7 protein-coding genes are annotated in these 13,280 nt (G+C 71.6%); all 7 read right to left on the reverse strand.

The features are described from left to right. Window positions 1-13: 13 nt before the first annotated feature. Window positions 14-1,249 (reverse strand): epoxide hydrolase family protein, encoded by a 1,236-nt coding sequence (locus tag ACZ4EF_RS36255; protein ID WP_467508450.1) that lies wholly within the window; start codon window positions 1,247-1,249, stop codon window positions 14-16. A gap of 132 nt (window positions 1,250-1,381) precedes the next feature. Continuing rightward, window positions 1,382-2,923, reverse strand: a complete 1,542-nt coding sequence (locus ACZ4EF_RS36260) for a glycoside hydrolase family 88 protein (protein WP_401720752.1) — start codon at window positions 2,921-2,923, stop codon at window positions 1,382-1,384. Window positions 2,924-2,978: 55 nt separating this feature from the next. Next, window positions 2,979-5,372, reverse strand: coding sequence for a polysaccharide lyase 8 family protein (locus ACZ4EF_RS36265; protein WP_467508452.1), 2,394 nt, complete (start codon window positions 5,370-5,372; stop codon window positions 2,979-2,981). Window positions 5,373-5,674: 302 nt separating this feature from the next. Continuing rightward, on the reverse strand, window positions 5,675-6,964 hold the full coding sequence (locus ACZ4EF_RS36270; protein ID WP_467508454.1) for an SGNH/GDSL hydrolase family protein: 1,290 nt from the start codon (window positions 6,962-6,964) through the stop codon (window positions 5,675-5,677). A 185-nt stretch (window positions 6,965-7,149) separates the two neighbouring features. After that, on the reverse strand, window positions 7,150-7,662 hold the full coding sequence (gene msrA, locus ACZ4EF_RS36275) for a peptide-methionine (S)-S-oxide reductase MsrA (protein WP_355343668.1): 513 nt from the start codon (window positions 7,660-7,662) through the stop codon (window positions 7,150-7,152). Window positions 7,663-7,877: 215 nt separating this feature from the next. Next, window positions 7,878-8,687 (reverse strand): phosphatase, encoded by an 810-nt coding sequence (locus ACZ4EF_RS36280; protein WP_467508456.1) that lies wholly within the window; start codon window positions 8,685-8,687, stop codon window positions 7,878-7,880. A 93-nt stretch (window positions 8,688-8,780) separates the two neighbouring features. Further along, entirely contained in the window at window positions 8,781-12,872 is a 4,092-nt protein-coding gene (locus ACZ4EF_RS36285; protein ID WP_467508458.1) for a discoidin domain-containing protein, read from the reverse strand. Window positions 12,873-13,280: the final 408 nt, after the last annotated feature.

A 13,280-nucleotide genomic window follows, 5' to 3' on the forward strand; every position in this document is an offset into this window, starting at 1 on the left:
GGTCTTCCGGCGCTCAGGGCCTGCGCGTGCGGAAGGTGCCGCGGAGGTCGGTGACCCAGGCGTCGGGGTTCTCCCAGGGGATGAAGTGGCCGCCGTGGTCGTGGGCGTTCACGTTGACGTGGTGGAACCAGCGGGACTGCGCGCCGGTCTTGAACGCCTGGACGCGGTCGGCGGCGGAGTGAACGCCGGGCGGGTTCTCGTACGTCACGAAGGTGAGGCCGACCGGGGCCTCGACGGCCGGGGTGCGGTCGTGGGCGGGGGTCCAGGGGTAGCGGTTGGCGTTGGCGTAGTACCGCATCGACGTGGCGATGGAGTTGTTGACCCAGTAGATCGTGGCGTGGGTGAGCAGGTCGTCCTTGGTGAAGACGGATTCGAGGTCGCCGCCGTTGTCGCTCCAGGCGTTCCAGCGTTCGAGCAGCCAGGCGAGCAGTCCCGCGGGTGAGTCGCTCAGCCCGTGGGCCAGGGTGGCGCCGTCGAGCATGTGCGCCACCAGGTGGGTCGCCGAGCGGCGGTCCTGTTCGATGATGCGGGCGCGGATGTCGGCGGGCTGGTCGTCGGTGAGGGGCCGGTTCCGGGCGAAGTCCCAGGCGCGGGGGCCGGTGAAGAAGTCGAGGGGCAGCCCCGAGCCGATGTGGATGCCGTACAGCTCACCGGCGTACTTGTGGCCGAGCTGGCTGGTGACGATCCCGCCGATGTCGCAGCCCCCGGCGGCGTACTTCTCGTATCCCAGGGTCCGGGTCATCAGGGTGTGCCAGAGGTCGGATACCTTCCAGAAGTTGACGTCGGGGAAGCCGGTGAGCGGGCCGGGGAAACCGAAGCCGGGCAGGGACGGCACGATCACGTCGAAGGCGTCGGCGGGGTCGCCGCCGAAGGCGGCCGGGTCGGCGAGCGGGTCGACCACCTTCGACCAGTGCCAGAACGTCCACGGCCAGCCGTGGGTGAGGATCAGCGGGATCGGGCGGGGGCCGCGCCCCGGCTTGCGCAGGAAGTGCACGGGGACACCGGCGACCTCCACCTGGTAGTGCTCGTAGGCGTTGATGGCGCGCTCGGCCGCCCGCCAGTCGTAGCCGTCCTTCCAGTAGGCGACCAACTCCCGCAGATAGCTGGCCGGGACGCCGTACGACCAGTCCTCGTTCCCCTCGTCCAGCGGCGGACGGGTCAGTTCGAGACGGGTGCGCAGGTCGTCGAGGACGCGGTCGGCCACATGGATCGCGGTGGGCTCCAGCGCGATGGGGTGCGCGGTGGTCATGGCGTCGTTCCTTCACCGGGTCGAGGAGAGCCGTGCCGTCGGCCTGTCGGGCCGACGGTCGTAGCGTTCCAGAACCGGGAACGGCGCTCCACCGCCACTCCCCCGCCGCGGATCTGCTCGCAGGAGCCGGGTTCAGCCGTTGACCTGCTCGAAGAAGTAGAGGAAGGCGCCCAGCCCGTGGAAGTCGTTCGTGGCCCGGGACCGGGCGGTGTAATACGCGTAGTCCCCGACATTGGTGCCGACCGAGATCGAGGTCAGATACGTCAGACCGTCGCTGTGCAGGGAGATCCGGTCCAATGCGCCGCGCTTTCCGGCGTCCACCGTGGCCTGGTACGTGGCGGCGGGGACGTATCCGCGCTTGATCGCCGCGTCGGCGGTCAGGGTGAACATCGCCGAGCACGACGTCTCGGTCCAGTTCCCCGCGCTGCTCCCCTTGTCCACGACCTGGAACCACCGCCCGCTGGCCGGGTCCTGGTAGGCGGCGATGCCGCGCACCAGATCGCGTACGGTCGCGGTCAACTGGGCGCGCAGCGGGTGGTCGGCCGGGATCAGGTCGAGGATCTCGGTGGCGGCGACGCCGTACCAGCCGACGGCGCGGCACCAGTATTCGGAGGACAGGCCGCTGGTCGGGTCCGACCAGGTCGCCGCCTTGGACGCGTCGTAGGCGTGCTTCAGCAGCCCGTTCGCCTGTTGCAGATGGCCGGCGTAGACCACGAGCTGCTTGGCCGCGATGTCGTAGGACTGCGCGCTGTCGCCGATGTACCTGCCGTACTGCGCCATGAAGGGGTCGGCCATGAAGGTGCCGTCGGACCAGAGCTGGTTGGCCCGGTCGGCGCTGTTGGCGTGCCAGAAGCCGCCGTCGCTCGTGGTCGGGTACCCGGCGCCGGGCAGCAGCCGGTCGTGGATCTGCTTGGCGGCCAGGCCGTACTTGGCCTCACCGGTCTCGCGGTACAGGGCGATCATCACCTGACCCGGCATCATGCTGTCCAGGCTGTTGAAGGTGATGCCGATGTGCCCCGAGGCGTCCACGAAGCGGTCGGCCCACGCCTTGATGTACGCGATCAGGGCCGCCCGGCGCGCGGGGTCCGCCGTGTGCCGGGCGACCTGGTACTGCCCCATCAGGTAGAGCGCGACCGGGTAGCTCCAGCCGCCGACGGTCGCGGGGGTGTAGCGCCGCATGGTGGAGTCGACCAGTGCGTCGGCCCAGTCCGTGCCTCCTGGGTCGGAGACGGTCAGCGAGTCGAGGTTGGGCAGGCCGCCCGCCGTGGCGCCGGTCACGCGGATCGCGTTGGTTCCCGCCCGCAGCGTCACCGGTATCCGGGTGACGGCCCAGGTGTTCCAGTCCGCGGTCGCGGCGAAGGCCGGTGCGGAGATCACCGTGCCGTTGACGCTGACGGTGCCCGCGCGTCCCTCCCCCGTCCCGTTCGCGTGGCGCAGGGCCAGCGCGAAGCCGCCCGCGGCCGGTGCGCTCACGCTGAACTCGACGTACGCGCCCGCCTCGTTGGCGGTGTTGACGAAGCCGGTCCCGGTGTATCCCAGGTGGTCGCGGTCCACCGTCCCGTGGAAGACGGTGGCGTTCTCCGCCTCGTAGAGCGATGACGCGGCGTGCGCCGAGCCCGACGTCACGCCGTAGCTGGCGACGAGCATGCCGATCACCACTGCTAAAGCCCTCATGCGCATGTGCGACTTCCTTATCTCGCGGGCCGACGGGGTGCCGGGCCGACGGCTGTCAGACGGTGAAGCGTGCGACGAAGGTCCTTCCGGCCGCTCCCGCGACCGCTACCGAGAGGCGGAGGTCAGGCGTCGTGGCGAGGACCGTCACCCCGGGGTCGACGGAGGTGGCGGCCGAGACGGCGCCGTCGACGGTGACGACGACCGACCCGGTGAGCTGCTGGGTCGGGTCGCTCACGGCCACGCTGAGCGTTCCGTTCGTCCGGTGCGTGACGACCGAGGCGGTCCTGTCGACCTGGATTCCGGCGGCCTTGGGCGCTCCGGCCTGCCAGACGTTGGCCATGGCCACGCCGGAGCCGGAGCGGCTGACGGCCTGCACGGCGGCGGTGTTCGAGGCGACGGTCACGTCGTTCGACGCGGCGAACGCCGAGGTCTGGGCCGAGGTGGCGGCGGGCAGTTGGATGTAGCGGTAGCTGCCCGCGGTCGGGCTCACGCCGTGGTCGACCCACATGGTGACGAACCTGCGGGTGTACGCGGCGGTGTCGTCGTAGACGCCGCGGTGGTCCATGTCGGTCCACTTGCCGGTGCGGTCCTGGCGCAGGAGGGTGACGTGGCCGCCGACCGGGAAGACATAGCCGCCGAGGTTGTCCACGAAGATCGACCGCGGCTGTACCACCGTCGGCGTGTTGCTCGGCGTGGACAGGACAACGTTGCCATCGACGTGGATGTTCGCCTGCCCGTTGGGGCCGGTGTTGCGGTTCTCGATGACCGACTCGATCGTATGGCCGTCGTCGCTGGTGATCCCCGCGCCCAGGCAGATGACGATGTCGTCGACGCAGAACCACGACTTGTGGCCCTTGAGGGTCTGGACGGCGAACGACAGCCCCATACCGGCCGCCACGTTCCCGTCCAGCAGCGCGCCGCCCGCCCAGGTGTTGGTCGAGCCGCGGTTCGCGCCGAGCGCGAGGGTCTTGGTGTCGAGCGTGACCCCGGGCAGCCGGTACTTGTCCGCGGCCGGCCAGTACCCGTTCACCCAGTGACCGGGCTGCGTGGGCAGATACAGGTACGTGGCGCCCTCGCCGGTGTACCAGCCCTGGAGGTTCTCGTTGTTCGCGGACTCGTACGGCTTGATCCGCGTGCTGTCCATCGCGATGCCGAAGGCGAACGTGGGCCGCCGGTGCACGATCCGCGCCATCGAGGTCGACACGACGGAGGTGGTGGACTCCGCCGCCGCCGGGATGGCGCTGTCGGCGACGACGGCGCGGCCGAGCGCGATGGACGAGATCCGCACCTGTTCGAGGGGCGCCGCGTCGAAGGCGAAGAAGTCCTGGTAGGTGTCCGCGCCGATCCAGCCCTTGGCCTGCGACCGGACGGTGAGCGCCTGGTCGGCCGGGAAGACGCGGGCGAGTTGGAGCAGGGTGGCGGTGGTGAGGCGGCCGATACGGTGGTCGGTCTCGTAGAAGCGGGAGAGCGCGCGTCCGCGCACCATGTCCATGAACGCCCCGCGGTAGATCCACGGCCGGTAGTTCGCCTGCGTCCAGGTGAAGACGCGCTGCACCTGGTCCGTTGTCGCCGCCCACGGGGTGCCCTGCACGGTGACCAGCAGGTAGGTCAGGTACTGGAGCAGCGACACCCCGTAGGAGCCGTTGTAGGCGTAGACCGCGTGCTGGATGAAGCCGCCGTCGGGGTAGAAGCCGTCGCCGCCGGTGCTGTACGGGAAGAGGTGCGCGATCGCCGCCATGGCGCTGTCGATGACGGCCGCGTCCTGGCTCAGCGCGCCGCGCACGGTCGCGATGGCGCAGTTCCAGTTGAGGTTGGCGCCGGTGGCCGTCCCGCCGTTGACCTTGGTCGGGTCGGGCGCGTAGCGGGTGATCGCGGCCATCGCGGTGGAGATCTGGCTCGCCGAGAGGTGGTCGTACAGGGCGACGCAGGTGTCGTTGAGGGCCAGCGGTATGCCGATCTCGAAGTCCCACCAGTTGTCGTACCGCGCGGTGACGCCGTACTTGTGGGCGAGGAACCAGTCGAGCGCGGAGGTGAGGTCCGCCAGGAGCGTCGCGTTGCCCGCCAGCGACGAGCCCGGCGAGGCGTAGGCGAGGGCGAGTTGGCGCAGCCGTCCGATCACGTCGCGCTGGACGGCCGAGACGGTGGAGCTGTTCAGGTCCGCCCACAGGTAGGTGCGGGAGTTGGCGGTGTTCAGCGTCGACCACAGGCCGTTCGCCGTGTCGGCCATCGCCTGCGCGTAGGCGGAGATCACCTGGTCGGAGGCGTCGTAGCTGCCGATCAGCGTGGTGCCCCACTGGGTGCGGACCGTCGCGAAGTCCGAGGCCGTCGCCGCGGCGGCGCGGCTGGGCGCGGCGCCGGCGGTGCCGAGGAACCACGCGGGGGCCAGCGCGGCACCGGCCAGCAGGGCGGAGCGACGGGTGAGGCCGCGGGACGAGTGGTCAACGGACATGGAGCACCCTCACGGTTGGGGGGGAGGACATCGGCCACGGGAGCGGCGCGGCCGATCGGGAGACGCTCGGCGCCGTGAGGGATCGTGGCTTCCGGATTCCCGGAAGTCAAGGGATAATACGTATTAGTACGGGGCTCGGCGCCGACCGCCGCGCGTCCGACGGCCGGCCAGCGACCCATCCAGGAGGGCTCGGTGGCGTGACGGGGCGGCCGTGCCGGAGTGCCGGGCACGGGTCGCTCAGGGCCGAGGCCGGGCACGTCCTGCCGCCGCGCGCCGTGGCCGCCGAGCCGTACGGAGACGGCTCAGCGGAACAGGTCGAGCGGAACGGCGGCGGCCATCGCGGTGTGGCCCGCGTCGTTGGGGTGCAGGCCGTCGCCGCTGCTGTACGCGGCGGCCAGCTTGTCCGGGTCGGCCGGGTCGGCGGTGACGCGGGCGAAGTCGATCACGGCGTCGTACACACCGCTGGTGCGGATCCAGTCGTTGACGGCGTTCCGCTTCTCGCCGTTGGCCTGGCTCCAGAAGCCGAAGGTGTCGTCCTTGAAGGGCATGATCGTGCCGCCGATGGCGATCAGGCCCGCGGCGTGCGCGCGCGCCGCCAACTGCCCGTGCCCGGCGATCAGTTGCTCGGCCGTCACCGTCTCGGACAGCGGCGCCACGGTACCCGGGTGGCCGAGGTCGTTCACGCCGATCAGGGTGATGACGTACGCCGCCGCGGGCTGGGCGAGCACGTCGCGGTCGAAGCGGCGCAGGGCGCTCGGTCCGAAGTTGAGCGCGTACGCCTCGGCCGGGTCGCCCGCGGGCGGATTGGGGTCGTGCAGCAGACGGTTGCCGGAGATGCCCGCGTTCACCACCGCGCGGTCGGCGGCCGGGCGGGCCGACCGCAGCCGCGCGGCGAGCTGGTCAGGCCACCGCAGATCGGCGCCGACGGTGCTCTTGCCGCCGTCGGTGATCGAGTCCCCGAGCGCGACGATCGCGGACGCCTGCCGTCCGGCCCGGACGCTGACACCGGAGACGAGATACACCGCCTGCGGCTCGGCGGTCGGCGTCACCGTCGTCGCGCCGGTGACGTTGCCCGCGGCCACGGCGTTCTTCTGGAGTGCGTACGCGTGCAGGCTGGTGGCGGCCGTACGCTCCGGCAGGTAGAGGCTCACGACCAGGTCGGCGCCGCCGGGCAGGGCCAGGTCGACGGGATCGCTGACGGCCGGGGCCCCGGCCGGGATCAGGACGGAACCGCTGCCGCCGAACGTCACCCGGCGGTCGGTGGCCGGGACGATCGCCGTGCCCCGCGTTCCCGCGCGGCGGGCGACCCGTACCTCGCCGACGGACGCGGCGCTCTCACCGAATTCGTTCGTCAGCCGTAACCGGAGCGCGGAGCCGCCGAGGCTCAGACGCAGCACATGGCGGACCGTCTGGTTCTCCAGGTGGACGACGGCGGCCGTCGGCGCGGCGTTCGGCGACCCGGCCCAACTGCCGACCCACTCGGCCTCCGGGCCGCGGGGGCGCGCGTGCGCGGGCTCCGCGGAGGCCAGGGATCCGGCGCCGGACGCCGCCGCGGAGGCGGCGCCCGCGAGCAACAGAGCCCTGCGCCCCATGGCACGCCTCGGCGTCCCGCCCGACGATGAACCCGACATCTGGCCTCCCCGGATACCAGTCGCCGCGCGCACTGTATGCGCCACGGTCCGACGCTATCAATGGGGCGTCGGACGGCCGGCGGGGAAAGGCCGGATGCCGTAACCAGCGGCGCCGGGCGTGCTGAGTTTGCTGGGCGTGCCGGGCGTCAGTCCTTGGTACGGGCGGGCAGGCGCCAGCCGGGGCGTACGTAGTGGCAGGTGTAGCCGTCGGGGTAGCGCTCCAGGTAGTCCTGGTGCTCGGGCTCGGCCTCCCAGAAGGTACCGGCGGGCGACACCTCGGTGACGACCTTGCCGGGCCACAGGCCGGAGGCGTCGACGTCGGCGATCGTGTCCTCGGCGACGCGCTTTTGCTCGTCGTCCTCGTAGAAGATGGCCGACCGGTAGCTGAGGCCCATGTCGTTGCCCTGGCGGTTCTTCGTGCTCGGGTCGTGGATCTGGAAGAAGAACTCCAGCAGCGCCCGGTAGTCGGTCCGCTCCGGGTCGTAGGTGATCTCGATCGACTCGGCGTGGGTGCCGTGGTTGCGGTACGTGGGGTTCGGCACGTCGCCGCCCGCGTATCCGACCCGGGTGTCCGTCACGCCGGGCAGGCGTCGGATCAGGTCCTGCATGCCCCAGAAGCATCCGCCGGCGAGGACGGCCTTCTGTGTCTGAGCGGTCATCTCAGTCCTCCTCGTGTTCCTTGGCGGTAACACACGGCGGACGCCCCGTGTTCCGGGGCGTCCGCGGCGGTCTCTGCGGTGCTTCGGGCACCCACGGGAAGCCTACTGGCCGTGGGCGGCCGGTGGGTCCCGCCGGGGCGACGCGGCTGCGTTCCGCGGGGTCGTACGGGGCGGGTCGCGGTCGTACCGGCGCGTCGTACGGGCTCGCGCGGGTCTCAGGCGGTGAGCCCGGCCTCCGACAGCAGATAGGCGGTCATCGGCTCGTACGCCTGCGGGTCCACCACATGGTCGTCGAGCGGGACGGTCACCGCGATGGTGCCCTCCGCCTCGCCGAGGAAGAGCGCCGGATCGTTGCAGTCGGCGAAGGCGACGGTCCTGATCCCGCGCTGGCCCGCGCGGCCCGCCCAGCCGTGGTCGGCCACCACCAGGTCGGGCAGCGGCTCGCCCGCGGCGGTCAGCGCGTCGAGAATGGCCGACATCGGCTGCGGCGCGTGGGTGTGCCACAGGGTGGCACCGTCCTCCAGCACGGCGACGCCGCCGAACTGACGGACGTCGCCGTAGGAGTCGTCGTCGCCCTCGGTGGTGGACAGGCCCTTGGGAATGGCGACGACGGTGGCCCCGGCCGCGCGCAGCGCCCGCGCGATGGCCTGGTGCACATCGAGCAGCCCGCCGGGGTGCCCGGTGGCGACCAGCACCCGCCACCGCTGCCGGGCCGCCTCCCGCAGGACGGCCGCCATCCGGTCGAGTCCTTCCACGGTGAGCCGCGCGTCGATGGTGTCCTGACCCTGGAGGTGTCCGGGGTCGGCCACCACGCCGACGCGCTCGGCCATCACGGCCAGCACCGTCTCCTCGGTCCACCGCTCCCCCAGCTCCAGTCCCAGCCAGAAGCGCCGGTTCCCCTTCACCAGCTCGCTGTAGTGGCGCAGATTCCCCTGCCGCGGGGTGGCGACGTCCCCGGCGATGCGGGTCTGTCGCAGATGGTCGATCAGCTCGTCACGCGAAAAACGTATATCCACCGAATCCATGCCCCCATTCTCCGTGTCCCCCGCCGTCCGCCGACGGCGGGGGTAGGACTGACCTGCGGATTCCCCCGCCGCCGCCCGCCTCGCGTCCCGGGGTCAGGGGCGGGTGAGGGTGGTGGGGGTGGTGTAGGACTCGGCGCGCAGGGCGGGGCGGGAGGAGGGCAGGGCGGCGGCGGGGAAGGTCAGGGTGAGGGTGCGGGACTCGCCGGGCAGCAGCCAGAGGTAGTTGTCGCTGTAGAGGGTGGGCAGGACACGCTCGCCGGTGTGGTCGTCGAGGAGCGACAGCCGGACCATGGCGGCGACGGCGGAGCCGCGGTTGCGGACGGTGGCGGTGAGGTTGCGGCGGGCGCCGGAGTGGGTGAGGCGGCCGAGGTCGGTGGACAGGCGGGTCTGCTTGGCCTTGTTCAGGGCCCGCATGTCCTTGGTGTCGCGGTAGCGCCAGTAGGTGTTCTCGGACAGCACGCGGCCGAGCGGGTCCTCCAGGCGGAGCCGGAGCAGGTGGAAGGACGGCAGGGTGTCCATCCGGTCGGCGGTGAAGGCGGTGACCGACGACGACGGCGCGATGTTCACCAACTTGCGCTGTTCCGGGACGAGCCGACGGCCGTCGAGGTCGTAGTAGTTGGCCGTCACCCGGGCGCCGGTGACCGTGTGCGGGGTGTGGTTGACGGCGATGACCTGCCACTTGTCGGGGTCGGCCTGGACGTGCAGCGCCTCGCACGCCTTGCGGGCCCCGTAATAGGTGCCGTTGACGTCGAAGTCGTAGTCGTAGGTCTGCCACACCGTGCTGTGCCACGCCGGGTGGGACATCCACAGCATCAGGCCGCTGGCGTCCTTCCACAGGTTGGCGTTCCACGCCTCGAACATGGCGCGGGTGTTCTCGTAGTTGACGAACTGCGCCTTGCGCGCGAAGTCGTCGAGGCCGGTGGCGGTGTCGAGGCGGGCCTCGATGGCGGCCTGGTAGTTCTGCGGCGCCTGATTCCCGCGTGTGCTCCAGTCGTGGTAGTACCAGGCCGCGCCGACCGGCCACTCCGGCTCGTCGCCGACGAGATTGCGCATGCTGGCGGCCGTGGACACCACCGGCATGCCGATCTCGGTGTGGAAGCCGAAGCTGCCGCTGCCGTACGTGGACGGCGCGTAGTAGCGGGCGGGCTCCACCCATCCGTAGGGGCCGCCGCCGGTGATGATGCCGCCCGCGGAGTTGTTCTGGTACATCACGCCGGGCGCCTCGGAGGTGACGGCGTCGCGCATGCCGGTGTCGATCGCGGCGGGCGGATTGCCCTCGTTGGCCCCGCACCACACGACGACGCTGGGGTGGACGCGGTAGCGCCGTACGGTGTCGCGCGCCAGGTCGTTGTACGCCTGGTGGTCCGGCGGGTCCATGCCCCACGCGTTGGGGAAGTCGTTCCACACCAGCAGGCCGTGCTCGTCGCAACTGGCGAAGAACTCCTCGCGGTTGCTGCTGGCCACCCAGTTGCGGATCATCGTGAAGTTCATGTCGCGGTGCATCCGCACGGCGGCGTCCATCCGCGCGGCGGGCATCCGGCGCAGCAGTTCGTCCCAGCCCCAGTTGCCGCCGCGGCAGAAGACCCGGACGCCGTTGACGCTGATCTTCAGCGGTTCGGGCGTGTTGTCGACGGACTTCACGTCCGTCCAGGTCTTCGCGTCGGCGGACACCTGGATCGTGTACGTCTTCGGGTAGGCCGCTTCCCACACGATGACGACGCGGTCGAAGCTCTGGGCCGAGCCGAGGTCGACCTGGATCCACTGGTTGTCCAGATACTCCGACGACCAGCGGGAGTTGGGGTCGCCGTCGGTGGCGTGGGACGCCGGGCTGCCGGAGTCCTCGGAGGAGGCGCTCGCGGTCTTGTGGAGTGCGAGGTCGGTGCCGGGCCTGGCGCTGTCGACCACGGAGAGCGTCCACAGCGAGTTGCCCCAACTGGTCGCGCGGGCACCGCCGTTGATGCGGACGTAGCGGGCGGTCACCGCGCTGAAGTCCTCGGTCTGGAGGCTGGCGTCGCCGCCGTTGAAGGGCAGCGGGACCGCCGAGTTGTCGACGGACTTCGCGTCGGTCCAGGCCGAGCCGTCGGCCGAGACCTGGACGACGTACGTGCGCGCGTACGCCTGTTCCCACGTCAGGTCGACGCGGTCGAAGGCGACTTGGGCGCCGAGGTCGACCTGGACCCACTGGTCGTCCTCGAAGGACGAGGACCAGCGGGTGCCCTGGTCGCCGTCGGTGACATTGCCCGGCTGGTGGTCGTCCTCGTCGACCGACGAGGCGGTGGCCGTCTTGCGCAGCGCGAGGTCGGTGCCGGGCGCGGCGCTGTTGACCACCGACAGGCTCCACAGCGACGAGCCCCAGGCGGTGGCGCGGGTCAGGCAGCGCACCCGTACGTACCGCGCGGTCCGCGCCCCGAGGTCGACGGACTGCGTGTACGCGTCGCCGCCGGCGGTGAAGGGCAGCGGCACGGCGAATTCGTAGCCGAACTGCCGGATGCCGAACCGGGTGGTGCGCCGGTCGCTGGTGCGGCCGTCGACGGTCGCGGTCAGCGTCAGGTCGTGCAGGGCGGCCTCGCCGTAGCCGTTGGGCCACCACAGCTTGGGGTTGCGCAGCCGCAGTTTGCCGTACACGGACGGGGTGAAGGTGACGTCCTTGCCGCCGCCCGCGGGCACGGTGACCGTCTGGGTCACCTTGACGTCGTCGAAGGCGGCGGTGACGGTGACGCGCCGCTCGGTGGTGTCCGCGTTGCGCACGGGGACGACGATCGTCACCTCCGCGCTGCGGGTGTCGGGCAGGTCGGGCAGAACGGTGTCGACGCGGGGGTCGCCGATGACGGCGTGGCCGGTGGAGCGCAGCCGTACGTGGTTCCAGATCCCGGAGACGCGGTCGCGTACGGCGGGCATCCAGTCCCAGCCGGAAGAGGCCAGGTAGGTGGGCGAGTTGCGGTTCATCATGGTGGCGCCCGCGTCCACGAAGGCCAGTCCGGCCGCCCCCTTGTCGCCGGGGCTGCCGGGGAACGGCATCGGGGTGATCTTCACGGCGAGGGCCTGTTCGCCGCGGGCGGTGAGCAGCGCCGTCACGTCGTGGGCGGAGCGGGCGAAGGGGTAGGTCAGGCCGCCGACGCGCTTGCCGTTCAGCCAGATGTCCGCGGTGTGGTTGACGCCGTCGAACTCCAGCCAGATGTGGCGGCCCGAGCCGGTCGTCAGGTTACGGGGCAGCTCGAAGCCGCGCCGGTACCACCACGAGTGGCGGGACAGCGCCTCGGGGATGTGCAGGTTGTTCAGGCCGGACACGGGGTCGGGCAGATGGCCCTGTTCGACCAGTGAGGCCAGCACCGTGCCGGGCACGGTCGCGGGCAGCCAGCGGCTGGTGTCCACCGACGGGCGGGACAGGTCGGCGCCCTCGCCGCCCGCCCAGTCGTCCATGGTGAGCGTCCAGCCGGACTCCAGCGGCACGGTGCCGTCGGCGGCGGTCTTCAGCGCGGGGGCGTGGTGGTGATGGGTGCCCCAGTCGGTCCAGCCGGTGGCGGCGGGGCGGTGGGCGCGCGAAGTGCCGTACACCGCGAAGCCGTTGAGGCCCAGCGGGTTGGCGTTGGAGCGCTTGCGCACGGTCAGCCGCACCCAGCGCGCGGTGACCTTGCGGTCCAGCGCGATGTCCACGACGCCGCCGGTGCCCGAGGTGGTCCGGTACACGGTGGTCCAGGCGTGCTGGTCGCGCGAGGTCTCGATGACGAAGTCCACCGCGCAGCTCGACAGGATCTCCTGCCCTGTGGTGCTGTCGCGCGGATTGCCGCTGTCGGAGGGGGTGAAGACCGGGTCGTTGACCGTGGCCTCGAAGGTCAGCTTCACGGAGTCGACCTCGCAGTCCGCCTGGAGGTCGACACAGATCCACTGCGGGTCGCCCGCCGCGGCCCGCCAGCCGGTGCCGCGTACGCCGACGGTGCCGATCCCGTCGACCGCGAATTCGCCGGGCGTGGGCGCGTAGTCCGTGGACGACACGGTGATCGGGCGGTAGGCGGCGAGTTCGGCCCGCGCGGCGGCGGCCCCCGACGGCGCCGCGGGCCCGGCGGCGGGGGCCGGGGTGGAAGCGGAGGCAGCCGTGGGAAAGGCGGTGCCCAGGCCGAAGCCCGCCAGGAGGGTGGAGCCGGTGGCGACGATCCTTCGCCGGGAAAGGTGCGGCTGATCCGACATGTCCAAAAAGTCCAATCCCACGTGAGCCGACGGAACGATCGGCCCGGCTCTCAACTCGGATGACAACGTTGCCATAGGCTGTAATCCCTACCGGCTTCTGTCAAGACCTGCCGCGATGTCCGAATCTCCGACACGGATGGAAAAGGGGATGAGCGGCGAGCGAGGGACCGCTGTCGAGCGATGCCGACACGCGACGTGAGCTGGCCATTCCGCCCCCGGAGGGGCCGCGCCGCCCGTGCGTACCGGCCGCCCGCGAACGGCACGCCTTCGTGCGGATTCGCGGGAGCCGCCGCCCCTCCCCCGCGGGGGGGGGGGGGGGGGGGGGGGGGGGGGGGGGGGGGGGGGGGGGGGGGGGGGGGGGGGAGGGTGGAGGGGGGGGGGGAGGGGGGGGGGGAGGGGGGAGAGGGG

The organism is Streptomyces sp. NPDC025721 (genome assembly GCF_055558595.1).